20 protein-coding genes, 8 tRNA genes, 1 rRNA gene and 1 other annotated feature are annotated in these 24,128 nt (G+C 50.6%); of the genes, 23 read left to right on the plus strand and 6 right to left on the minus strand.

From position 1 onward, the window contains the following. The 7 genes from OCV63_RS10895 to OCV63_RS10925 form a co-directional block, all read left to right on the plus strand. A 23S ribosomal RNA gene (locus tag OCV63_RS10895) occupies positions 1-89 on the plus strand; the annotation flags it as partial. A gap of 89 nt (positions 90-178) precedes the next feature. Continuing rightward, positions 179-252, plus strand: a tRNA-Asp gene (locus OCV63_RS10900). Between the two features lie 64 nt (positions 253-316). Beyond that, positions 317-389: transfer RNA gene (locus tag OCV63_RS10905), tRNA-Val, on the plus strand. A gap of 23 nt (positions 390-412) precedes the next feature. Next, positions 413-485, plus strand: a tRNA-Thr gene (locus OCV63_RS10910). Between the two features lie 46 nt (positions 486-531). Continuing rightward, positions 532-613 (plus strand) — tRNA-Tyr (locus OCV63_RS10915). A 42-nt stretch (positions 614-655) separates the two neighbouring features. Further along, a tRNA-Met gene (locus OCV63_RS10920) sits at positions 656-729 on the plus strand. 46 nt (positions 730-775) lie between these two features. After that, positions 776-848: transfer RNA gene (locus tag OCV63_RS10925), tRNA-Phe, on the plus strand. 76 nt (positions 849-924) lie between these two features. On the opposite strand, the gene OCV63_RS10930 is transcribed toward OCV63_RS10925, so the two are convergent. Then, positions 925-2,433: a PucR family transcriptional regulator gene (locus tag OCV63_RS10930; RefSeq protein ID WP_158363834.1), complete on the minus strand. Its 1,509-nt coding sequence runs from the start codon at positions 2,431-2,433 to the stop codon at positions 925-927. Positions 2,434-2,782: 349 nt separating this feature from the next. On the opposite strand from OCV63_RS10930, the gene OCV63_RS10935 reads away from it, so the two are divergent. The 3 genes from OCV63_RS10935 to OCV63_RS10945 are packed head-to-tail and all read left to right on the plus strand — an operon-like array spanning position 2,783 to position 5,997. Next, on the plus strand, positions 2,783-4,015 hold the full coding sequence (locus OCV63_RS10935) for a hypothetical protein (RefSeq protein WP_158363835.1): 1,233 nt from the start codon (positions 2,783-2,785) through the stop codon (positions 4,013-4,015). 33 nt (positions 4,016-4,048) lie between these two features. After that, the gene (locus OCV63_RS10940) at positions 4,049-5,086 is read left to right on the plus strand and encodes an aminomethyltransferase family protein (RefSeq protein ID WP_158363836.1); all 1,038 of its coding nucleotides are present in this window, start codon (positions 4,049-4,051) and stop codon (positions 5,084-5,086) included. Positions 5,087-5,100: 14 nt separating this feature from the next. Further along, complete coding sequence (locus tag OCV63_RS10945; protein ID WP_158363837.1) at positions 5,101-5,997, plus strand: SDR family NAD(P)-dependent oxidoreductase; 897 nt, start codon at positions 5,101-5,103, stop codon at positions 5,995-5,997. A 132-nt stretch (positions 5,998-6,129) separates the two neighbouring features. Here OCV63_RS10945 and OCV63_RS10950 read toward each other — a convergent pair. After that, a tRNA-Val gene (locus tag OCV63_RS10950) sits at positions 6,130-6,203 on the minus strand. Between the two features lie 23 nt (positions 6,204-6,226). Then, positions 6,227-6,299 (minus strand) — tRNA-Ala (locus tag OCV63_RS10955). Positions 6,300-6,499: 200 nt separating this feature from the next. Between OCV63_RS10955 and OCV63_RS10960 the strand changes: the two genes are divergently transcribed. From OCV63_RS10960 to rsmI, 7 genes are all read left to right on the plus strand, one after another. Next, positions 6,500-7,525 carry a threonine aldolase family protein gene (locus OCV63_RS10960; RefSeq protein WP_158363838.1) on the plus strand — a complete coding sequence of 342 codons (1,026 nt, stop codon included), beginning with the start codon at positions 6,500-6,502 and terminating at the stop codon, positions 7,523-7,525. 62 nt (positions 7,526-7,587) lie between these two features. Beyond that, positions 7,588-9,210, plus strand: a complete 1,623-nt coding sequence (locus OCV63_RS10965) for an aminotransferase class I/II-fold pyridoxal phosphate-dependent enzyme (RefSeq protein WP_262670813.1) — start codon at positions 7,588-7,590, stop codon at positions 9,208-9,210. 13 nt (positions 9,211-9,223) lie between these two features. Further along, on the plus strand, positions 9,224-9,811 hold the full coding sequence (locus tag OCV63_RS10970) for a nucleoside/nucleotide kinase family protein (protein WP_158363839.1): 588 nt from the start codon (positions 9,224-9,226) through the stop codon (positions 9,809-9,811). Between the two features lie 168 nt (positions 9,812-9,979). Further along, the gene (gene holB / locus OCV63_RS10975; RefSeq protein ID WP_158363840.1) at positions 9,980-10,969 is read left to right on the plus strand and encodes a DNA polymerase III subunit delta'; all 990 of its coding nucleotides are present in this window, start codon (positions 9,980-9,982) and stop codon (positions 10,967-10,969) included. A gap of 1 nt (position 10,970) precedes the next feature. Continuing rightward, the gene (locus OCV63_RS10980) at positions 10,971-11,891 is read left to right on the plus strand and encodes a PSP1 domain-containing protein (protein ID WP_158363841.1); all 921 of its coding nucleotides are present in this window, start codon (positions 10,971-10,973) and stop codon (positions 11,889-11,891) included. After that, positions 11,881-12,618: a tRNA1(Val) (adenine(37)-N6)-methyltransferase gene (locus OCV63_RS10985; protein ID WP_158363842.1), complete on the plus strand. Its 738-nt coding sequence runs from the start codon at positions 11,881-11,883 to the stop codon at positions 12,616-12,618. The genes OCV63_RS10980 and OCV63_RS10985 overlap by 11 nt, the downstream gene beginning before the upstream one ends. A 9-nt stretch (positions 12,619-12,627) precedes the next feature. Continuing rightward, positions 12,628-13,470, plus strand: coding sequence for a 16S rRNA (cytidine(1402)-2'-O)-methyltransferase (rsmI, locus tag OCV63_RS10990; RefSeq protein WP_158363843.1), 843 nt, complete (start codon positions 12,628-12,630; stop codon positions 13,468-13,470). A gap of 67 nt (positions 13,471-13,537) precedes the next feature. Here rsmI and OCV63_RS10995 read toward each other — a convergent pair whose 3' ends face one another. Further along, positions 13,538-13,792, minus strand: a complete 255-nt coding sequence (locus tag OCV63_RS10995; protein ID WP_158363844.1) for an AbrB/MazE/SpoVT family DNA-binding domain-containing protein — start codon at positions 13,790-13,792, stop codon at positions 13,538-13,540. A gap of 233 nt (positions 13,793-14,025) precedes the next feature. Here OCV63_RS10995 and OCV63_RS11000 point away from each other — a divergent pair, with 233 nt between their 5' ends. Together OCV63_RS11000 and OCV63_RS11005 are read left to right on the plus strand one after the other, a co-directional pair. Continuing rightward, the gene (locus OCV63_RS11000) at positions 14,026-14,628 is read left to right on the plus strand and encodes a nucleoside recognition domain-containing protein (protein WP_158363845.1); all 603 of its coding nucleotides are present in this window, start codon (positions 14,026-14,028) and stop codon (positions 14,626-14,628) included. 4 nt (positions 14,629-14,632) lie between these two features. Then, positions 14,633-15,172, plus strand: coding sequence for a spore maturation protein (locus tag OCV63_RS11005; RefSeq protein ID WP_158363846.1), 540 nt, complete (start codon positions 14,633-14,635; stop codon positions 15,170-15,172). 6 nt (positions 15,173-15,178) lie between these two features. Here the strand turns inward: OCV63_RS11005 and OCV63_RS11010 are convergent, their stop codons facing one another. Beyond that, the gene (locus tag OCV63_RS11010; protein WP_262670814.1) at positions 15,179-17,185 is read right to left on the minus strand and encodes a DUF885 domain-containing protein; all 2,007 of its coding nucleotides are present in this window, start codon (positions 17,183-17,185) and stop codon (positions 15,179-15,181) included. Between the two features lie 142 nt (positions 17,186-17,327). Beyond that, entirely contained in the window at positions 17,328-17,915 is a 588-nt protein-coding gene (locus OCV63_RS11015) for a 50S ribosomal protein L25 (RefSeq protein ID WP_158363848.1), read from the minus strand. 258 nt (positions 17,916-18,173) lie between these two features. Then, positions 18,174-18,421: a binding site (T-box leader), on the plus strand. A gap of 213 nt (positions 18,422-18,634) precedes the next feature. On the opposite strand from OCV63_RS11015, the gene metG reads away from it, so the two are divergent. The 4 genes from metG to OCV63_RS11035 all read left to right on the plus strand — a co-directional run bounded on the left by metG (position 18,635) and on the right by OCV63_RS11035 (position 24,055). Continuing rightward, positions 18,635-20,608, plus strand: a complete 1,974-nt coding sequence (gene metG, locus OCV63_RS11020; protein ID WP_158363849.1) for a methionine--tRNA ligase — start codon at positions 18,635-18,637, stop codon at positions 20,606-20,608. A gap of 217 nt (positions 20,609-20,825) precedes the next feature. Continuing rightward, the gene (locus OCV63_RS11025) at positions 20,826-21,770 is read left to right on the plus strand and encodes an ROK family protein (RefSeq protein WP_262670815.1); all 945 of its coding nucleotides are present in this window, start codon (positions 20,826-20,828) and stop codon (positions 21,768-21,770) included. A gap of 14 nt (positions 21,771-21,784) precedes the next feature. Next, positions 21,785-22,873, plus strand: coding sequence for a lactonase family protein (locus OCV63_RS11030; RefSeq protein WP_158363851.1), 1,089 nt, complete (start codon positions 21,785-21,787; stop codon positions 22,871-22,873). A gap of 168 nt (positions 22,874-23,041) precedes the next feature. Next, entirely contained in the window at positions 23,042-24,055 is a 1,014-nt protein-coding gene (locus OCV63_RS11035) for a sugar ABC transporter substrate-binding protein (RefSeq protein WP_158363852.1), read from the plus strand. Positions 24,056-24,128: the final 73 nt, after the last annotated feature.

Consider the following 24,128-nt stretch of genomic DNA (forward strand, 5'->3'; position numbering starts at 1 on the left):
CCTTGAAGACGACAAGGTAGATAGGGCAGAGGTGGAAGTGTGGTAACACATGGAGCTGACTGTTACTAATAGGTCGAGGGCTTGACCAAGAGTGTGAAGCGAAAGCGGAACGCGAAGCGTCATAGGATAGAAAATGTCTAAAGAGATATGCAGTATATAGTTTTGAAGGTGTAATTAAGGCCCGATGGCTCAGTTGGTTAGAGCGCCGCCCTGTCACGGCGGAGGTCGTGGGTTCGAGTCCCATTCGGGTCGCTTATATTGAGTAATCAATATATAAATAATCGTACTGACTGCTACATGCATGTCGAGTGCAAATGGGATCTTAGCTCAGCTGGGAGAGCATCTGCCTTACAAGCAGAGGGTCATAGGTTCGAGCCCTATAGGTCCCATTTTACAACCTAAAAGTTGTAGTGCCGATGTGGCTCAATTGGCAGAGCAGCTGATTTGTAATCAGCAGGTTATCGGTTCGAGTCCGATCATCGGCTTCACGGAACTGAAAAATGTGCGTTAGCCGTTGTTGGACCGTGTCATGGGGGAATTCCCGAGTGGCCAAAGGGGGCAGACTGTAAATCTGTTAGCTGTGCTTTCAGTGGTTCGAATCCACTTTCCCCCACTCTGGTTTATCTTTTAGATAAGCCACTTTTTAATTTCATATCGCGAGGTGGAGCAGTCTGGAAGCTCGTCGGGCTCATAACCCGAAGGTCACAGGTTCAAATCCTGTCCTCGCAACTTGAAGAGTACGAAGCACACGTCTCGTGCTCTTCTTTTGTAAGATGCCCAGATAGCTCAGTTGGTAGAGCAGAGGACTGAAAATCCTCGTGTCACTGGTTCGATTCCGGTTCTGGGCACTTTTTTAATTCCTGAAATTTATTCAGGAATTTTTTTTTGTGCTATAGGAAGAATCCTGTAAAGAAGGATTCTTCCTTAGGAACGAGAGGACTGTTTTTTTAGCAGCTGGATACATATACGAAGATACAAGCGTTCATCGGGCTGAGTCAGTGTGCTTCCCAGAATCCGATAGATTTTATCCAGACGTTTCAGAAGACTGCTGCGATGAATAAAGAGAGCTTCAGCTGTCCGGGTAATACTCGCTTCATTTTGCAGAAAGAGATCAAGAGTTTGAAAGTATTCGCTGGATTTTCGGCGATCATGTTCCAGCAGTTGGCGGATTCCGGTAGAAAGCAGGGAATCCAGCGGAAAATCATTCAGACAGGAATCCAGCATACAGGAAAGCGCATGATCCCGGAACAGAATAAGCCTTTCGGTTGTGGCGTGAATCTGTTCCAGAGCATAAACAGCCTGACGCAGGTAATCCTGAAGCTGTGTCAATTGTGTAAAAGGATTGCTTAAACCTGCGCAATATCCCATGCGGGAGACTGTATCGCCAAAACTTTTCAGAAGAGGCTGAAAATAAGGAGTCTGCTCCCGGGTGCGAAGGATGCCGACGATTTTTTCCTGATGAAGGACTGCGTAGACCATCTGTGGAAAAGAGGCGTTGAGGGTAGCATACATATAATCCACCGGAAGTGTACGTTCATTCTGGCATTCGCAGAGCTCGAAACAGAGCCAGACGTCGCCAGGATCCAGATGAAGAAGTTTCAGATCGTCCTTGCTGGGTGTATGGCCATTCAGAGCCTTTCGCAGGGCAGACAAGGCAGCGTTTTCCCGGTGTCCATAGGCGCGCAAATACTTGAAATACGCCTTTTCAAAATATCGGAAGAAATGAGCGTATATGGAAAGCTCCCAGGGCTGGAACGGATGTGGACTCTCAGCGATGGAGATACAGCCGCAAAACTGCTCAGAAAGATAAAGATTCTTGCAGTAAGCCCGTCCTGGTGATTCCACTGCAGTCTGATAGGGTTCCCGGATGACTCGTTCCAGAGAACAGACTTCTTTGATACGCTCATTATATTCTATAGACATGGGGCCGGAGGCTGGAATAAGATAGGCACCTTTCTGTGAATCGTACTGTGAAGCAAAAAGCGGCTGTAGGTTGCTGTCTACCACACTGAGGGCTCGATGAAAAAAATCACTAAAAAGCAAAAAAATTTTCTGAAGATCAAAATCTGCATCCTTTTCCAGTTCATCACGAAGTTGCTGCTCCCAACTATCAAAGTGATCAAAAATCTGCTGAATGTAGTTATAGACCTGATACAATCCGGGAGCTTCCGAAATTTGCAGTAATGAAAGACCGGAAGAAATCCAGGCCTTGGGAACACGTCGGCCGATACATAGAAAATTGCAGGAAGCAGATGGAGGAAAATCGGGAAGATTTTCTGTTTCTACCAGATAGAGAGCACCATCTGTTGGTGTAAGTTCCGGCTCATAGAGCAGAGGACGAGAGAGACACATAGATTTTTGTATTTTTCCGTATTTTTTTGTCGGCCAGCTTTCCGGCAGATAGGCAGCCAGAATATCCAGATTCAATAGCATATTGTCGCCTCCAGTCTTATATGTTTACTACAAAATGTCGCCCATATTTTTATACTGTTTTGTTTATTATTATAAGATAATCGGGAGAAAAATTCCACAATAAAACAATTTAAATGGAAAAGTGTCTATATTTTATAGACTAAACAGGAAAAAAAGACTACGATTTTGTGCCCCTTTTCTTTGTTGAAGAAAGACCGGAAAAGAATGTCAGGTTTAGGAGGGCTTATTTTTGCGCCCTTTTTAAAAAAAGGATTCTATTTTATGCAGTCTGTTTTTTAGAAAGGCATTTTGCTATGATAAAGACAGAAACAACGGACAAAACAAAGAGCTGGAAAGGAGTATGAGCTATATGAGCAAAAAAGTGGATGCAAGACTTCCCAAAGAGGTCGGAACAGGGCTGTATCCGGTAAAATCTCCCTGGGATAAGATGATTACCTATCATGAAGCTGCCCGTTACTGTCAGCGTTATACAGCTGTGGTTAGTGCGGCGATTATGCAGGCCTACCGTATGCTGGTGAAGGATTATGAAGCGCGCAGCAAAGCTATCTGCAAGAATGCCTACAATCGTCTGGCCTATGTCTATCAGGCAATTCCTGGATATACAGAGATGAATGCAGATCAGCTTCGGATGCACCCGTTTATGCGGGGCAATTTTGTAGGTGGCCTGATTGGTGATGCAGGCGACGAGGATCTTCTGATGTGCGGTCGTGTTAATGATTTTGGCACCTACCGGGCAGAAAAAGAGCTGGACGTCTGTTACTGGGATATTATCGGGTCGGAGCTGTGCCGTTCTACGACCCAGTCTCTGCAGGCCTGTGCGGATTATGCAGCGAAGCTTCGTCCGGAAGGCCCCCATATCGAGTATCATATGGTGGAAGCCAAGGGCTGTGGCGACCGGCATTGCCGGATTGTAGCGGAATGTCGGAAAAAGTATCCCATGCCGGAGCATGAGCAGTGGGAATGTTTTGGACCGGTGGCGACAGAAGCGCAGATCAAGTATACCAGGGAAGAGGATACGGTAGAGGATTCCATGATGTTCCGTGAGGAATGCGACTATCGATTCTCCAATGGTACCAATTTTGAAAAAGACTGGCGCTCAGCATATCCGATGGTTACGATGTCCAACGGTGCGACTTATATCTTACCAACTTTGGATGATCTGGTTCGGGAAGGCACACTGACAGATGAAGAAGTGGATTACGCGATTCATTGTGTATGTGAGGCGGCAGGTAAAGCAACTTTTATTGATGATTTTGCAAAAGAAGGTCTGAGAACCTGGCTGGGTGTTCCGCATTCTATCGGTAATGATGATGGACGTATCATGGGTGGTTATCTGGAAATGTTTTTGCAGTCTATGCATATTGCCTATGATATTGAAGCATTTAACCGGGAAGAGGTTATTTACCGGATAGATCGGATGGGATTGTCTAATCGGATGCCCAAAATGGTAAATGCTTATATCTGGTTCTGGTATGGCATGACTAAGAGTCTGGTGAATGCCCAGTGGTCCCTGTGGGAAGAGGCTTCCACAGAGGAGAAGGTTCGGATTAAGATCGCTAAAAAGGTTGATAAATTCTGCTGATGCAGCTGATTTTACAGAAAGGAGTCATGCATTATGAAATATCCATATCCCGTTATGTATCAGAATGTCTACTGCTATGACGAAATGAAACGGGCAGAGCACATGGCTGTGCGGGAGACCGTCGGCTGGTATCTCTGGACCCATCAGATTGTGGAGGTGACCGGAACAGATTGTACGGAATTTTTGGAAATGATGTTTCCGAAGCGTATCGGTAATCTGGCGGTCAGCCGGGAACGTTATACGCCTATGTTGAATGATGCCGCCGAGATTGTCGATGATGTGGTTGTGATGCGTATGGAAGAGAATCGGTACTGGGTATCCACGCTGTTTCGGGCAGATATGTTCCTCTGGTTTGACGCACACAGGGGAGAGCTGGATGTAGCCTATGAGGACATCACAAAAAACTGGGAAATGTATGCGGTACAGGGACCGAAATCACTGGAAATGATAAATGCACTGACAGAAAATCCGGTGGATGGACAGAAGTTCTTCCAGATCCTTCCCAATAAAATCGACGGTATTGATGTGCTCATCAACCGGGCCGGCTTTACCGGTGAAAAGCTGGGCTTTGAAATCTATTATCCCAAGGAGAAAGCGCCGGAGCAGGAGAAAAAGCTGCGGGAGCTGGCGAAGACCTACGGAGGCCGGGAGGTTACAGAATTCCAGATCATGGCATGGACCTTACCCTGTGAGGCGGGCTTCTATTACATGCGGGATCTGCGCCATACGAATCCCTATGAGGTAGGTTTGGATACAGGAATCTGCTGGGAGAAGGAGTTTATTGGAAAAGAGGCGCTGGCAGCCATACGGGATAAAGGAGCAGAGCGCGAAGTAGTCGGTTTTACCGTAGCGGAAAAAGATATCCACATCAAGGGACGCAATATGGGAAATGAAGGTGAAAAGGTGTTCCTGGATGGTGAAGAAATCGGCCGGGTAATGAAAATTACTTACAGCTATGTGTTAGATACCAATAACGGCACAATTATTTGCAGGAAAGGGAGTCTGCGTCCGGGGAATAAAGTACTGCTGCATGGCCATGAGGCTGTGATCTGCGCACCAAAATTTATCTGACGAGGAGGGAGCTTATGAATCTGACACCGGAAATGATTTTAAGAGGATATCTGGCCAATACAGCGTCTCTGGAAGAAATGCTGTCGGTGAAGGGAAAAACAGCGATTGTGACAGGAGGAACTTCCGGTCTGGGCTTTTGTGTAGCACGCAGGCTTTGCCAGGGCGGTGCGAAGGTGGTAATTGCCGGTTCCGGTGAGGGAAAGGGAGAACTGGCCGTTAAAATTTTGAAAGAAGAGAACCTGGAAGTGACCTTCTGTAAAACCAATATCAGAAAAGAAGAGGAGGTCGAGCGCCTGGTAGCTTTTACGGCAGAAATCTATGGCTCCGTGGACATTCTGGTTACAGCAGCAGGTATCTGGAGCTTTGCCCATATCGAGGATTTGCCAGAGGATGTATTTAAGGATACGCTGGATGTGAATCTTCTGGGCGCTTACCGCTGCGCAAAGTATGTGAGCCGCTACATGATCGAACATAAAATCAAAGGTAAGATGCTATTAGTGTCTTCTAACTCTGCGTATCTTCCACAGCCGGTCTTTGGCGGCTATGCCCACTATACGGCTTCCAAGGGCGGCGTGATTGCCATGACCACAGAGCTTGCTAAGGAGCTGAAGCGCTATGGCATCATGGTAAATACGGTAGCTCCGGGCGGTATGTTCACGCCGGGCTGTCTGACCAATGGTCCCATCCGTACCCTGTCGCCGGAAAAGCAGGCAGAGCTTGGTAAGGAAATGATGGTAGCAAAGTTGGATGAAATTCCGACAGCAGATTCTGTGGCGATTGTTGTCTACGGTATGTGTACCCGCATGGCAGATGGAGTTACCGGTGAATGTATCGTAGCGGATTCCGGTATGATGCGGAATATTATGGCTTTCCAGCCTGCGATTGAGGAGTATCCGCCTAAGGAAGGGTAGTATAAAGAGAAAACAGAATCAATGAAAAGCATATATTTAGATAGGAAGGCCTCGCAGGTTTGTGGGGCCTTTTTTCTGTGAAATAAAATAAATAATGTATTAAAAAAAGCCCGTAAATACAGGCTTTTCCAGTGGAAGTAATGGGGCTCGAACCCATGACCTCTCGCGTGTGAGGCGAACGCTCATCCCAGCTGAGCTATACTTCCGTATTTATAAAATCTTTGTTCCATGGACCTGAAGGGATTCGAACCCTCGACCTCTGCGTTGCGAACGCAGCGCTCTCCCAACTGAGCTACAAGCCCTTGCTGTTTCTATGTTTCATTGTAGCACTTTACCTCAGGAAATCAAGAGAGAATCCTAAAAAAAGCAACTTTTTTTCCAGAAAATTTGCGAGAACCTAAAATGAACAGGCAGATTCGTGATATAATTGCGGTAAAACAGAAATCCATAGTATAATAAAAACAACATCAGGATGCAGGGATAGAAAAGAGGAGGTTATGGTATGATTTCATTTGAGAACGATTATTCAGCAGGAGCCCATCCGCGGATTATACAGAGATTGACGGAGACGAACATGGAGCCGCTGCCAGGCTATGGCTCGGATGTATATTGTGAAAATGCCAAACGTAAAATCCGGGAAGCGGCGGAGTGCCCGAATGCGGTTGTGGAATTTCTGGTGGGTGGAACCCAGACCAATGCGGTGGTGATTGCGTCCATGCTGCAGCCTTATGAAGGCGTGGTAGCGGCTGAGACTGGCCATGTGAGCGCGCATGAAGCGGGCGCTATCGAAAATACCGGTCATAAAGTACTGACCCTGCCCCAGCATCTGGGCAAAATTGATGCGGGCGAGCTTAAGAATTATATGGAGACTTTTTATGCGGATGGCAATCATGAGCATATGGTATTTCCGGGGATGGTGTATGTGTCCTGGCCGACGGAGTACGGTACGCTCTATAACAAGGCTGAACTGGAGGCCATCGCGGAGGTATGTCATGCCTATGAGATGCCGCTGTATCTGGACGGCGCGCGTCTGGGCTACGGTCTCATGAGCCCGGAGGCGGATATGACCCTGCCGGATATTGCACGGATCTGTGACGTCTTTTATATCGGAGGCACTAAGGTGGGCGCACTCTGCGGGGAAGCTGTAGTATTTCCGAAAGGGAACGCGCCGAAGCATTTCATGACGCGGATCAAACAGCAGGGAGCGCTGCTGGCGAAGGGGCGTCTCTTGGGCATTCAGTTTGACGAGCTGTTTACGGGAAATCTGTATCTGAATATCAGCCGCAATGCCATCGAAATGGCGGAGCAGTTGAAGCGTCTGCTTCATGACAAAAATTATACTTTCTATTTGGAATCCCCGACCAACCAGCAGTTTGTGATTATGGAAAATGAAAGACTGGAGGAATTGAAGAAACACGTGGCAGTCAGCTTCTGGGAGAAAGCCGATGACACGCACACGGTGGTAAGGCTGGCGACCGGCTGGTCTACGACAGTCCAGGATATGGAAGAGCTGGGCGAGTGGCTATAAAGATAGCAAAAATCGGTGTGTTGCATCGAAGAATAAAACAGAGAAAGTGATTTAAAGATTGCGTGGACAGACAGAATAATAGAAGACAGGACAAGTTCGGCGGGCCGCTTTATGAGAAGCTGGCTGCCTACGGAGCTTCGGATTTTTACGCCTTTCATATGCCGGGGCACAAGCGGCTTATGGGGGAATTTGAGAATCCATTTCAAATAGATATTACGGAGATAGACGGCTTTGACGATCTGCATCATCCGGAGAATGACGGGGTGCTGACGGAGGCCCAGCGGCGGGCGGCGCAGGTGTTCGGGGCCGGGGAGACGCATTTCCTGGTAAATGGAAGTACGGCGGGAATCCTGAGCGCCATCTCAGGCTGCACGAAGTATGGCGGAACGCTTCTGATGGCCCGGAACTGTCACCGGTCTGCCTATCACGGGGCGGAGCTCAGGGGAGCAAAAACGGTGTATCTTTATCCACAATACATCCCGGAATTGGGGATAAACGGCGTGATTTTGCCGGAAGATGTGGAAAATGTATTGCAAAAGTCCATCATAGAGAAAAAACAGCAGGCGGATGGAAAAACAGAGAAAGACTCCGGTGGAGACAGGGAAAAAAATCAAAACCGGATTCAGACAGATATCCAGGCTGTCATGATAGTATCCCCTACCTACGATGGCGTCTGCTCAGATGTGCGCCGGATCGCGGGAATTTGTCATCGATATGGCGTTCCGCTGATTGTGGATCAGGCTCATGGGGCGCATTTTCCATTTTCAAAATACTTTCCGGAGGACGCGGTGAGCGCAGGGGCAGATGTGGTGATTCACAGTGTGCATAAGACGCTGCCGGCCATGACACAGACGGCGCTTCTGCATGTGCAGGGAGAAATCGCGAATCGGGAGCGAATTCGGAAATTTCTGTCTATCTATCAGAGCAGCAGCCCGTCTTATGTGTTGATGGCTTCCATTGACGCCTGTGTGGATTTGATAGAGCGGGACGGCGAGGAGCTGTTCGCGAAGCATGTGCGGGAGCTTAAGAATTTCCGGGAGAGCTGCCGGGAGCTGAAATGGCTGTATCTGGCCGGACTGGACAGTGAGAAGGACGGTATATGGCAGTTGGAAGCGAAACTGGCGGAGTTCGGGCAGACGGCGGATTTTGATCGGAGCAAGCTGCTGATTTCCGCAAGGAGAGCGAATCTGGCAGGAGCCGGGCTGACAGGAGAAGAACTGTCGCGGATTCTGCGGGAGCGCTATCATATCCAGATGGAAATGAGCGGGCCGGATTATGTGGTTGGAATCGCGGGAATCGCGGATTCGGAAGAAGGGTTCGGGAGACTGGCGGAAGCGCTGCATGAGCTCGATCAGGATATGGATGAAAAGATACCGGTCGGCGTGAGCACAGCAGATAAAGTGAGCGCCAAGATCAACGCGCTGCCACGTCTGAAGGCCGTTCTGACTATTGGTGAAGCAGCGGAGGCCGAAGGCGCTTGCAGGCCTCTGGCGGCCTGTGAGGGCGCTGTGGCGGGCAATTACGTGTATCTGTACCCGCCGGGAATTCCGGTTCTGGCGCCGGGGGAGCGGGTGACGGAAGAGCTGCTGAAATGCATAGAGGAATGGCTGGAGGCCGGTTATGAGGTGCATGGGCTGAAATACGACGGAGACGGGATTCCGAAGCTTGGGATTGTAAAAGAATAAAACGGAGAAAATGATGGGAAAATTATTTTATGTAATCGGGAAAAGCGCCACAGGCAAGGATACCATTTTTCAGAAGCTTCTGGAAAACGAAAGTCTGGCTCTGAAGCCGCTGGTGCTGTACACCACCCGTCCTATGCGGGCCGGGGAGGAGCAGGGGGTGCAGTATCATTTTACGGATGAAGCGGGTCTGACAGAACTTCAGAACGCCGGGAAGGTGATCGAACTTCGGGCTTACGATACGGTACATGGAGTGTGGAAATATTTTACAGCTGATACAGAGGCGACCGATCTGGAAAAATATAACTATGCGGGCGTCGGCGTACTGGAGTCCTACCGGGCACTTCGGAATTATTATGGGGCAGAGCGAGTGATTCCCATTTACATTGAAGTGGAGGACGGAGAGCGGCTGCAGAGAGCTCTCGATCGGGAGCGCGGACAGCAGGAGCCTAAGTACGCAGAGCTTTGTCGGCGGTTCCTGGCGGACAGTGAGGATTTCGCGGAGGAGAAAATTGCGGAGGCCGGGATCGAAAAGCGGTTTTATAACCGGGATTTGAAGGAAAGCATAGAGAAAATCTCAGCGTATATAAAAGAACATAAGTGAGAACCTTCAGATAAAAGAAATTACAGTCCGCAGGCGGATTTGCGGAGCAGAACAAAAGTATAAAAAGCTGTTTTTTCTAAAAAATGTATGTTATACTAAAAAGAGTATTTTTTCATCAAGTTAGTTTTGATAAAATGAATAACGGTAGAAAGAAGGGAGTGTGAATATATGGCCGGATTTTCCGAAATCTTGGGGCACGAGCAGATCATCGAGCATCTGCAGAATGCCATAAAGCTTCAAAAAGTATCCCATGCCTATATTCTGGATGGAGAAGAAGGAGCGGGAAAGAACATGCTGGCCCGGGCCTTTGCCCAGACACTCCAGTGTGAACGGGGCGGAACTGAGCCCTGCGGGGAGTGCCATTCCTGCAAGCAGGCCATGAGCGGCAATCAGCCGGATATCATCACGGTGACCCATGAGAAGCCCGCCAGCATCGGCGTGGAGGACATCCGCGGCCAGCTCTGCGGCGATATCCAGATTAAGCCCTACAGCAGTCCTTATAAGATTTACATCGTGGACGAGGCCGAGAAGATGACCGTACAGGCCCAGAACGCCCTCCTGAAGACCATCGAGGAGCCGCCTGCCTACGGCGTCATCATGCTGCTGACGACCAATGCGGACGCGTTTCTGCCGACGATTCTGTCCCGGTGCGTGACCCTGAAGCTGCGCCCGGTGAAGAACGAGATCATCAGGCCCTATCTGATGGAGAAGTACCATATTCCAGATTACCAGGCTGAGGTATGCACCGCATTTGCCAGGGGAAATGTGGGGAAAGCGGAGCGGCTGGCCCAGTCGGAGCAGTTCGCGGAGCTGAAAAGCCACCTGCTTCATCTGCTGCGGCATCTGCGCGATATGGAGGTCTACGAGCTGACCGAGGCGGTACGTTCGGCGTCTGAATATAAGACGGAAATTAACGATTACCTCGATCTGATGGCTCTGTGGTTCCGGGATGTGCTTCTATTCAAGGCCACACGCCAGATCGACGGACTGGTTTTCGCGGAAGAAATTAATGCTATCAGCGCCCAGGCCCAGAAAAGCTCTTACGAGGGGCTGGAGCGGATTTTAAAGGCACTGGAGAAGGCCAAGGTGCGGTTGAACGCCAACGTAAACTTTGAGCTGACCATGGAGCTTCTCATGCTGACGATAAAGGAGAATTAAAATGGAAAAAGTCATAGGCGTCAGATTCCGGAACGCGGGAAAAATATATTTCTTTTCCCCCGGAAAGCTGGATATCCCCAAGGGAAAGCATGTGATCGTGGAAACCGCCAGAGGCGTGGAATACGGATATGTGGTAGTGGGTACCAAAGAGGTGGAGGATAAGAAGATTATTCAGCCCCTGAAGCCGGTGATCCGGATCGCGACCCAGGAGGACGATACCCGGGAGGCGGCCAACCGCTTCAAGGAAAAAGAGGCGTTTAAGATCTGTCAGGAAAAGATTAAAAAACACGGACTGGAAATGAAGCTGATCCAGGCAGAGTATACCTTTGATAATAACAAGGTACTGTTTTATTTTACCGCAGACGGACGCATCGATTTCCGCGAGCTGGTAAAGGATCTGGCCAGCGTGTTCCGTACCCGTATCGAGCTGCGTCAGATCGGCGTCCGGGATGAGACAAAGATTCTGGGCGGCATCGGTATCTGCGGAAGACCATTGTGCTGTCATACCCATCTGTCTGATTTCGTACCGGTGTCCATCAAGATGGCCAAGGAGCAGAATCTGTCCCTGAACCCCACGAAGATTTCCGGCGTGTGCGGCAGACTGATGTGCTGCCTGAAGCATGAGCAGGAGACCTACGAGGAGCTGAACAGCCATTTGCCGGGACTGGGGGACTATGTGACCACTTCCGACGGCCTGAAGGGCGAGGTACAGAGTGTCAATGTGCTGCGTCAGAAGGTGAAGGTAGTCGTGACCATCGAGGGCGACGAAAAGGAGATCCGGGAGTATCCGGTGGAAGAGCTGAAGTTCCGCCCGCGGAAGAAGAAGGCCGATAAAGGGGATAAGGGCAATTCCGACAAGGAGCTGAAGAAGCTGGAGGCTCTGGAAAAGCAGGAGAGGAAATCAAAGCTGGATGACAATTAAGTTGAAGGATGGAGAACGGCTGGATGATCTGCAGCGGAACGGTTATCAGATTATCCAGAATCCCAGTAAGTTTTGTTTTGGCATGGACGCGGTGCTGTTGTCCGGGTTCGCGAAGGTGAAGCTGGGGGAGCGGGCGCTCGATCTGGGGACGGGAACGGGTATCATTCCGATTCTGCTCCGGGGCAAGACAAAGGGCGAGCATTTCACGGGCCTGGAGATCCAGGAGGAAAGCGCGGATATGGCCAGACGAAGCGTGGAATTAAACGCGCTTTCGGATTCCGTTTCCATTGTCCGGGGTGATATAAAGGAAGCGGCTTCTATCTTCGGAGCGGCTTCTTTTGATGTGGTGACCTGCAATCCGCCCTATATGACGGGCAGTCACGGCATCGTGAATCCAGAGCTGCCCAAAGCCATCGCGCGCCATGAGATTCTGTGCAGCTTCGAAGACGTGGCCAGGGAGGCGGCGAAGGTACTGCGGCCCGGCGGACGCTTTTATCTGGTACACCGGCCCTTTCGGCTGGCGGAAATCATCACCACGCTGGTAAAGTATAAGTTGGAGCCCAAACGGATGCAGTTAGTCTATCCATATGTGGATAAGGAACCGAATATGGTGCTTCTGGAGGCCTGCCGGGGCGGGCGTTCCCGAATGACCGTGGAGAAGCCGCTGATTGTATACAAAGAGCCCGGCGTCTATATGGACGAAATCTACGATATTTACGGCTATTAAGGAGATAACATGCAGGGAACGTTATATCTGTGCGCCACACCCATCGGTAATCTGGAGGATATTACCTTTCGGGTGCTGCGTATCTTAAAAGAGGTGGATGTGATTGCGGCAGAGGATACCCGCAATAGCATCAAGCTTCTGAATCATTTTGAAATTCATACGCCCATGACCAGCTATCATGAGTACAACAAGTTCGATAAGGGCCGGGAGCTGGTGGAGCAGCTTCGGGCGGGCAAAAATATCGCGCTGATCACGGATGCCGGAATGCCGGGTATCTCTGATCCGGGCGAGGAGCTGGTGAAAATGTGCGCGGAGGCGGGCATTACGGTGACGGTGCTGCCGGGAGCCTGCGCCTGCGTGACGGCACTGACGCTGTCGGGGCTCGGGACCAGGAGGTTTGCCTTTGAGGCCTTTCTGCCGTCGGATAAGAAGGAACGCCAGAACGTGCTGGAGGAGCTGAAAAGCGAGACGCGGACGATGATTATCTATGAAGCGCCCCATCGGCTTCTGAAGACCCTTGGGGAGCTTCGTGATACCCTGGGAAATCGGCGGATTTCGGTGTGCCGGGAGCTGACGAAGAAGCACGAGACCATTTTCCGGACGGATCTGGAAGCAGCGATTCGTCATTATGAGACGGAAGCGGCCAGGGGCGAGTGCGTGCTGGTCATCGAGGGCCGCAACCGGGAAGAGATGGAAAAGGAAAAGCAGGCGGCCTGGGAGCAGATGACCATTGCGGAGCATGTGGCGCTATATGAGCAGCAGGGAATCCAGCACAAGGAAGCCATGCGGTTGGCGGCCAAAGATCGTGGCGTATCCAAAAGAGATATTTACCAGGCTCTGCTGGAAGGATAATTTTGCGAAAAGAAAAAACCGGGGACCCATTGTTGGGTTGCCGGTTTTTATGTACCGATAAATATAATTAAATTAAGTTAGCCTTTTTTGCTAATTCCTCAATTGACTTTTTGGAAACCATTTTACCATGGAATTCAATAAGATCATCTCGGTCTCCTGTGAAAATATCCGTCGGTGCATACTTCTTTAAAATAATTTTGTCATCTTCAACATAGATCTCGAGAGAATCGCGTTCTTCAATTCCGAATACTTTTCGTAATTCCATAGGAAGCGTGATACGTCCGAGTTCATCCAGTCTTCTGACCACTCCGGTGTTCTTCATTGCTTCTCCTCCTTCATTTAATGGTAACACTCGATTTCAATATTATAACAAAAAAACCATAAGATTCCAATAGGTAAATAAATTTCTTAATGATATTTTAATGAACAAATTGATAAAAAAACATAAAAAAAGGATAAATTAGCAAAAATTTGGGGGAGATAATATGAAAAGCAAAGAAAATTCCATAAATGCGGATTAGAAAGAATATATTGATAAAAAAGGGAGAAGATGTCATGCTGAATTATCTTTGGGCGGCCATGCTGATCCTGGGAATTGTTTACGGAACTTTACAGGGAAGACTGCCGGAGTTGACGGAGGCAGCGCTTACGTCGGCGGGGGAGGCGGTGAACCTGTGCGTCACTATGGCGGGGATTATGGCGCTGTGGGTGGGGGTGATGGAGATTGCCCAAAAGAGTGGCATCATTGGCCGGGTGTCCCGTGTCATCGGGCCGTTTCTGGATTTCATGTTTCCGCGGCTGCCGCGGGAGCATCCGGCCAGAGAGTATATCACGACCAATGTGATCGCCAATATCTTCGGTCTCGGCTGGGCTGCCACTCCGGCAGGGCTGAAAGCCATGGAGGCGCTGAGCGATCTGGAGGAGGAGCGACGGAAGACCGGACAGCAGGCGCGGAAAAAGGGGACAGCCAGCAACGAAATGTGTACTTTTCTGGTCCTGAATATCGCGTCTCTGCAGCTGATTCCGGTGAATATCATCGCTTATCGGAGCCAGTATGGCAGTGTGAATCCGGCTGCGATTCTGGCTCCTTCGCTGGTGGCGACGCTGATCAGCGCCGTGGTGGCGGTGGTGTTCTGTAAGCTGATGGACAGGGGGTGAGAAAATGGCAAGGGTGATGCTTTACATATCGGATCTTATCGTGCCGTTTCTGATTTTCTATGTGGTGATGGAGGGGCTGGCCGCGAAGCGGCCGGTGTATGATGATTTTGTAAAGGGGGCGAAGGACGGGCTGAAGACGGTGGTGCAGATTCTGCCGACGCTGGTGGGACTGATGGTGGCGGTGGGCGTGCTGCGTGCTTCCGGGTTCCTGGATTTTCTGGCGGGAGTGCTGGGCGGCCTGACGGAGAAGATACATTTCCCGTCGGAGCTTCTGCCTCTTGCTATCGTGCGGATGTTCTCGGCTTCAGCGGCCACGGGGCTGGCACTGGATGTTTTTAAGGAGTACGGGACGGACAGTTATGTGGGGCTGGCGGCGTCCATTATGATGGGGTGTACGGAGACGGTCTTTTATACCATGAGTATCTATTTTATGACGGCGAAGGTGAAGAAGACCCGCTATACGCTGCCGGGGGCGCTGTTGGCGACGGTGGCGGGAATCGCAGTCAGCGTGTGGTTGGCGGGGAAGATGATTTTGAATGGTTAGCTACAACTAATCCGTGGCAGTCCAGGCGGGCAGGTAAGCCTGGAGGATGGAAAAAGGGGCGGGGCCGGTGCGGAGCAGATAGCTGTGGAAATCCTTCAGCGCAAATTGCGCTCCGAGACCATTTTCCGCTTCTTTTTTCAGCTCCAGAATCTCCACCGCACCCAGATAATATTTGAGGTAATTGGCGGGATCCTGCTGGATGGTCTGATAGATCTCGGCGAGTGCAGCGGAATCGGTGACGCTGTAGCCGTTCCAGAATTGGTTCATTTCCGAAGGGGTCCAGCCTTCGTAGTGGATACCCACGTCCGAGCGGGCGTAGAGACCCAGCAGGAAGAAGGAGTTGGCGGCTAAGAGGTCGGCCATATCCGGATCGAGACCGGCGTAGCGGTAGGACAGGCGCTCGGCATAGGTGGCCCAGCCTTCGACAAAGCCGCCGAAGTAGAAGAGGCTGCGGACTGGGGACTGCGGCGGGGTCTGTTCGGAGAGCGTCTGATACAGATGGCCGGGGAAGCCCTCGTGGGCCAGGGTGGTAAAGAGGGTCAGACCGTCGTAATCGGCAGCAGGATTGATGTAGATGACATGATTCCACATGGCGTCCAGGGGTGGCGTAAGGTAGAAGGCGGGGCTTAAGTGCTCCTGGAGGGACGGGGAGACGGATTTGATGGAAATGTGGATGGCGTGGTCAGTGCCGTCAGCGTCCGCGCCGTTATGGGCGTAGCTCGTGGCAGCAGGAAAATCAGTCTGCATTCGGGTCTGTAATTCTTCCAGAATCTGCTCCGGTTCCTGGATTTCGATGGTGCGGGAAATGTCGGTCAGCAGCTCCGGGCGGCGTTTGACCAGCGCGGCCATCTGGCGCACATCGGACAGGAGCTGGCGGTCGATGAGGTCGCGGATTTCGGGCAGGGTGCGGCCGGAGCCAACGACGGCGTCCACCAGGGCCTGATAGTAGGCGCGGCCTTCCGGGTAATGGGCCAGGCCCAAGGGATTCGAGCCGGAGCCTTTCAGGGAGGAGAGGGTTTCGATGAGGTGAGCGTAGGCGGGGAAAACGTGGGATTCGAGCACTCGTTGGTTGAGGTTTACATAATATAAGATTTGACGGTCGGAAAGCTGGTTTTTTTGAGAAAGTTCCGTAAGGCGTTCGGAGAAGCTGGCTGCCAAAAAATGTTCGATGATTGCCTCGGAACCTTCCTCAGGTGTGTCGAGAATCTCATTGGAGCTTCGGACAGAGTCAATATCGGTGGCGGCTATGTTTTCAGGCTTGTTCTGATTACTATTACTTTGGTTGGCGTTGTTGAATTGTGTCCCATTCAGAAAATCCTGACACCCCGCAATCACCGCGTCTGCGCTTTCATCCGTCATAAAAAGTCCAGCCGCAGCCTTCTTCTTTTCATACTCGCATAATTCCTCAAAATACACATCTGTCTTCGCCAGCAGCCGCAGATAGACATCCACATCCGCCTCCGAATCAAAGGTGTACTCCGCCAGCAGCACCGGCAGCTGTGCCTGCACACCCAGCAGCGGACTGCAAACTTCCTCATAATAAGGAAAATGGAGCAGTGTAAGCTCCCGGGGAATCTGCGTGTCCAGGATGTCGAAGGTCAGACGGTTCTGATAAGACAGTTTACTTCGCGGAAAATCCGACAGGGCGGCGAACGCATTTTCCAGAGCGGCGGCTGACCGGGCTTTTGCTTCCTCCGAGTAAGAGCCATAGGAAATCGGGAACTTACGAATTCCGTAAGAAGCCGGGTCAGCCAGCGTGTAATGGAGTGTCAGTGTGCTGCCGGTGACAGATTCCCGGAAGAGTCCGTTGGTGAAGGCTTCGAAGGCCTCATCGGCGGAAGTAGTGTCCGTACCGGGCAGACAGGAGCGGGAGAGAAGCAGAGCCGCCGTTAAAAAAGCAGAGAGAAAAAGAACAACGAGGAAGGACTTTTTGCACATACGGCTGTGGCTGGCAGGCCCGGGATGGGGATTTTTCTGCAAAGTGGAAGGGAAAATTGTGGATAACATGTTCATGGGAAACCACCGAAATAACTCTTGGTGTAGTTTATGAGTAGAACGGGGAAAAAAGAAATTGTTACTTGCAAAAAGCCCATATATCGGACTTTCATGTTCGACATATGGGCTTTTCTGTTCTATTTCCATGTTTGGGTTTGAATTATGCTTCTGCGGTCTCACCGTCAGCGTCTTCGTCAGCCGCTGCGGCATGAACCTCCAGTACGGTAGCAACGGTAGCTTCCGGGGAAGTATGCAGGTCAATGGCAGGATTCTTGGCAATATCCAGATCCTTTACCTTCAGTGTCTCGCCGACCTTCATGTGGCTGACGTCAACCTTGATCTTGTCAACCAGATCTGCGGGCAGTGCCTTGTAGGTAACTTCCTGAAGCATCTGCTGTACCACGCCGGCCTGTACGTCGTCCTGACCAAGCAGGATCACCTCAGCTACGGAATGAACCTTTTCATTGCTTACCAGTGCCTGGAAATCAATCTCCAGAAGCTGTCCTCTTAAGGAATCATAATCGATCTCCTTAATCAGCGCGTCATAGGTCTCGCCTGCGACCTCCAGCATTACCTGGCTTCCTTTTCCTTCGGATCTTAAGATTTTCTCAGCGTCTGCCTTGGTAATCTGAAGAGGAATGGATTCCTTCATCTCGCGGCCGTAGATATTGCCGGTAACATAACCTTCACGTCTAAGTTTCTTGGCTTTCGTCAACATGTCTCTTTTTTCAGCTTTTAAAGTATTCATTTATCTTTTCCTCCAAAATCTGAATCGCTTAGCAGCCTTCCACTTTGTGTAACAAACAGGTATTGTTAAGTGGTTCTATATTTACTTTACGGTGCTTATTATAGCACTGATTTTTTAAAGTTAAAGAGTAAATTTCAACAAAAATGAGCATCGAAATTCGATAAAAAACTGAAAATTTTTAAACGAATAAGAGAAGAAAAGTCGGCAGGCTTGACAAAAGGTTTTGGCCGTGTTACGCTTCTTTTATATGAGCAAAATGCAAACGCGATGAAGAAAAGAGTAAGCTGTATGAACCTTTTACAGAGAATTCCCGGTGGCTGAGAGGGATGGAGGCAAAAGAGCTGAAGATGGTTTCTGAGCGGCACGGATGAACGCAGAAGTTTCTGCGATAAGCCGTGAAGGGTGCGCCCGTTACAGCGTCAGGGTATGCAGGTACCCGCAGAGGTCTGTTTCGTGAGGAACAGGCGAATGGAAGTGGTAACACGGGAATCATCCCCGTCTTCTTTGGTATTGAGGAAGACGGGGATTTTTTGCTCTATAGGAAACATTATACTATATGAAAGTATAAAAGTTGGGTTTCCTATAGAGCAAAACCCTCCGGGGGAGCGCACTGCGGCGGAATGGAATTGTGTCGCTGGAGCGACCCGCCGCAGGCGAAGAATCCTGTTTCACAGGATTCTTATTTAAATTTTCGTTTGCATAGAAAAGAGAGGTAAAAAATGGACAAGAAAAAATTTTATATGACTACGGCTATTGCCTACACATCCGGCAAGCCCCACATCGGCAACACCTATGAGATCGTACTGGCGGACGCCATCGCCCGTTTCCGGAGACTCCAGGGCTACGACGTATTCTTCCAGACCGGTACCGACGAGCACGGCCAGAAGATCGAGCTGAAGGCTGAGGAGGCAGGCGTAACGCCGAAGGAATTCGTAGACAATGTATCTGGCGAGATTAAGCGCATCTGGGATCTGATGAATACTTCCTATGATAAATTTATCCGCACCACCGATGATTATCACGAGAAGCAGGTACAGAAGATCTTCAAGAAGCTGTATGACCAGGGCGATATCTACAAGGGCGCTTACGAGGGTATGTACTGTACGCCCTGCGAGTCCTTCTGGACCCAGTCCCAGCTGGTGGACGGCAAGTGTCCGGACTGCGGCCGTGAGGTTCAGCCGGCTAAGGAGGAGGCTTATTTCTTCCGTATGAGTAAATACGCTGACCGTCTGATTGACCACATCAACAAGCATCCGGAATTCATTCAGCCGGTCTCCAGAAAGAATGAGATGATGAACAACTTCCTGCTTCCGGGTCTGCAGGATCTCTGTGTATCCCGTACCTCCTTTAAATGGGGTATCCCGGTGGATTTCGATCCGAAGCATGTGGTATACGTATGGCTGGATGCGCTGACCAACTACATCACCGGCATTGGCTACGAGTGCGACGGAGAGTCCAGTGACCTGTTCAAGAAGGAGTGGCCGGCGGATCTGCATCTGATCGGCAAGGACATTATCCGTTTCCATACCATTTACTGGCCCATTTTCCTGATGGCGCTGGATCTGCCGCTGCCGAAGCAGGTATTCGGTCATCCGTGGCTGCTGCAGGGAGACGGCAAGATGAGCAAGTCCAAGGGAAATGTACTCTACGCAGACGATCTGGTAGATATGTTCGGCGTGGACGCGGTGCGTTACTTCGTACTGCATGAGATGCCCTTTGACAATGACGGCGTAATCACCTGGGAGCTGATGGTGGAGCGTATGAACTCCGACCTGGCGAACACCCTGGGCAACCTGGTGAACCGTACCGTATCCATGTCTAATAAGTATTTTGACGGCGTGGTGAATAACACAGGCGTGCTGGAGCCGGTTGACCGGGAGCTTCGCGAGGCTGCGGTAAGCGCGGCGGAGAAGGCTTCCGCGAAAATGGACGATCTGCGCGTGGCAGACGCCATCACCGAGATCTTTAACCTGTTCAAACGCTGCAATAAATACATCGACGAGACCATGCCCTGGGCTCTGGCCAAGGACGAGAGCAAAAAGGACCGTCTGGCGACCGTGCTCTACAACCTAGTAGAGAGCATCAGCATTGGCGCAAGCCTCTTAGAGCCGTTTATGCCGGAGACTGCCGACAAGATTCTGGCACAGCTGGGCGCGAGAAAGCGTTCCCTGGAGGTTATGAACATGTTCGGTCTCTATCAGTCCGGCAATAAGGTAACCGACAAGCCGGAGATTCTGTTCGCGAGACTGGACGTGAAAGAGGTTCTGGAGAAGGTTGAAGCTAAGAAGGCTGCGGACGCGGCAGAGCAGGCTCAGCCGGAAGAGGCAAAAGAGGAGGCTGCAGACGTCATCGACATCGAGCCGAAGGCAGAGATTACCTTTGACGATTTCGCGAAGCTGCAGTTCCAGGTGGGCGAAATCATTGCCTGCGAGGCCGTGAAGAAGTCTAAAAAGCTTCTGTGCTCCCAGGTCCGCATCGGAAGCCAGGTAAAGCAGATCGTATCCGGTATTAAGTCTCATTACACACCGGAGGAAATGGTCGGTAAGAAGGTCATGGTAGTCGTGAACCTGAAGCCGGCGAAGCTGGCAGGTATCCTGTCTGAAGGAATGCTTTTGTGCGCTGAGGACGCAGAGGGTAATCTGGCACTGATGACGCCGGAGAAGGATATGCCGGCAGGCGCGGAGATCTGCTAGGTATAAGAAAGAACTGGATATAAAATACAGAAAAAAGCAGTATTCGGATCAAAATCCGGATGCTGTTTTTTTGATCTCATGTTTCGAAACAATATAAAAAAGAAACAAAAAAAGTTTTTTTCGAAAGTAATTTATATTTCTATTGACAAGCGTGAAACTGATCTATATAATGATAAATATAAAATATAACAAAACAAATTCAATTTGGAGAAAAAATATGTGCAAAAAGTACAGGATTGGAATTGATGCAGGTGGAACCAAAGTAGCATACGGTTTGTTTGATGCGGACGGGCAGCTCCTGGATCGGATGCAGCATCCGTCGGATATCAATGCAGATGGCCCGGCCTTCAGCGACCGGATGATTGAGACCATCCGTGAGATCGAGAAGAAGCATAACCTGAAGAACGGGGATTTGCAGGGAATCGGAATCTGCATGCCGTCCTATATTCTTTTTGATACCGGTTACGTCTATCTGACCTCGGCGCTGACGAATATTCGCGATTTTCCCATGAAGGAATATCTGCAGGAGCGTCTGCCGGGTGTAAAGATTGTACTGGATAACGACAGCAATGCCGCAGCCCTGGCAGAGTACCGCAAGGGAGCCGGACGGGGAAGCCGCCATATGATCTATATGGCCACCAGCACCGGAATCGGAAGCGGCATTATTGTAGATGGAAAGCTGTTCCGCGGAAGCTACGGCTGGGCTGGAGAGTGCGGACACATGCTGGCGACGCCGGACGAGGGCATCATGTGCGGATGCCGGAACAGGGGCTGCTTCATGTCCCACGCCAGCGGACGCTACGTGCCGAAGCATCTGAAAATCAAGATGCTGGAGGGCAGGGAAACTTCCATGGTGGACAAGGAAGATTTAAGCTGTGAGGATCTGCTGGCAGCCTACAACGAGGGCGACGAGCTGGCCATCGAAATGGTGGAGCAGATGGCGCACTACATTGCGGTCTGTGCGTACAACTGCTTCATGATGCTGAATATCAACGTATTCGTATTCGGCGGCGGCCTGACCCATTTTGGCGACGCGCTGTTCGGCAGAGTGAGAAAGGAATTTGATCGTTACAATCAGATTCCCCTTCCGGTAGAATTCCGGTTCGCGGAACTGAAGAAAGATTTCGGTATCGTGGGAGCATCCGAACTGGTGCTTGACTGATAAGGAGAGAGGGTATGCGGATATTTACGGGAGGCTATACGGAGCCGATTTTGATGGGATCGGGCGAGATAGTAGAAGGAAGATGCAAGGGTATCGCCTGCTATGATTTCGATGAACAGACCGGGAAGCTGGCCTACCGGACAGTGACTGGTGACATTCAGAATCCCTCTTACGTACTGGCAGACGCAGAGGGCGCGTATCTGTACTGTGTCAATGAGCTGAAGGACTGGAATGGCATTGATGGTTCCACTGTTTCCGCATTTGTCATTGACCGGGAGACGGGAGCGCTTCGGCGCATCAACCGACAGTTTACCTGTGGGGCAGATGCCTGTCACCTGAGTTTTTCTCCAGATAAAAAGTACCTTCTGGTATCCAATTATTCCGGCGGCAGCCTGGCCGTGTACCGGATCCGGGAGGATCACGGACTGGAACCGGCGACCTGTGTCCTGAGGCACCGGGGCCGGGGCGCGAACCCGGAGCGGCAGGAAGGTCCCCATATCCATCAGACTGTGATGGCGCCGGACGGACAGCATGTCTATGTGTCGGATCTGGGACAGGACGTATTTGCCTGCTACCGGGCGGACTGGGAGAAGGGATGGTTGCTTCCGGAGAAAGAGAAGAACATCTACGGTATCCCGGGACAGGGAACGAGACATGGCGCTTTCGATGGAAATGGAACACATTTCTATGTGATGACAGAACTGACCTGTGAGGTCAATGTCTATCAGTATAAAGCCGGACAGGCAGAGCTGATGCAGACCATATCCGCGTTTGCGGATCCGGCGCAACAGACGGAAGGCTGTCTTGGCGCGGGTATCCGGATTCATCCCAGTGGGAAATGGGTCTACGGTGCGGTACGCGGTACAAACCATATCGCGGTATTCCGGGTGGAAGCGGATGGACGCCTGACACTGACAGAGACGAAGCTAAGCGGCGGTGAAATTCCCCGGGAGTTTATTCTGTCCCCGGACGGCAGGTATCTGCTGGCGGCAAATCAGGATACCGACAATATTTGCGTATTCGCAATAGATGAGCATACAGGTGGTCTTAAGGAGGTCTGGAACCAGGAAAATGTCTACTGTGTCACCTGTATCACCTTCTGATGAATGAAGCAGATTGTGCACCTTACAGCTCAGAACGGGAGTTGTGGGAGACAGAGGTAAAAACTATAATAGAGACAAATAAAGGACGGCGAAGCAACAACGATAATTTACAGGCAGAAGGCCTGTCGGTTATAGAAAAAACACAAAAAAGTAACAGGAGGAAACAACATGAAAAAGAAGGGATTAGCACTCTTACTGGCAGCGACCATGATCTGTGGTCTGGCAGCATGCGGAAAGTCTGGCGGGGAGACCAAGACTGACGCAGCAGCAGACACAGCGCAGACCGAGGACACCGGCAACACAGCAGCGGCTTCCGGTGACGGCATTACTGTAGGCTGGATTGTACAGGATATGGCGAATGAGTCTCAGTCTTATTCCTGCCGTATCGCAGAAGAGAAAGCGAAAGAGCTGGGAATCAACCTGACCTCTTACGATCAGGCTGGCGACGCTCAGAAGGCTACTGACGCTATCAGCACCTGTATCGCACAGGGTGTAGATGCTATCATTATCAACCCGGCAGATCCGCAGGCGGTTGTACCGGCTCTGATGGAAGCGAAAGAAGCCGGTATCGTAGTAGGACTTTTCTCTTCTGACCTGGCGGCAGAGAGCCAGCAGTACAGAGATTTCTTCTGCGGAACCAATGATACCATGGCAGGCGAGCAGGCGGCTCAGGCGATTATCGACGCATTCCCGGACGGCTGTAATGTAGTAGAGATCGGCGGACAGTCCGGACATGACGCGCAGGTTAAGAGAAGCGACGGCTTCAAGGCTGGTCTGGAAGGCTCCAACATCACGGTTCTGGATTCCAAGAACTGCGATCAGTGGGCAACTGAGGACAGTATGGCTATCATGGAAGACTTCATCGTAAAATACGGCGATAAGATCGACGCGGTATTCTGTCATTGGGACAACGGCGCTACCGGCGTTATCAACGCGCTTGAAAACGCGAATATGGACGGCGTATATATCGTAGCAGTAGACGGATGCTCCGCAGGTTACGATCATGTTAAGGACGGCACCCAGGCTGTATGCATCGGCCAGTCCTTCACCAACATGGTAGCTCAGTCTCTGGATTGCGCACAGAAGGCAGTTGCAGGCGAGAGCTTCGAAGAAATCAACTGGATCCCGCTTGACACCGTTACATCTGAAAATGTAGACAGCTTACCCTATCCGGAGTGGTAAAAAAGAGAGAGTAACACAGAAGTGATTAGCTTGCTCTGGTATCTGCCAGAGCAAGCTTTTCTTAAAAATGGAG

The sequence above is a fragment of the Laedolimicola ammoniilytica genome (genome assembly GCF_025567165.1).
Classification (GTDB): domain Bacteria; phylum Bacillota; class Clostridia; order Lachnospirales; family Lachnospiraceae; genus Laedolimicola; species Laedolimicola ammoniilytica.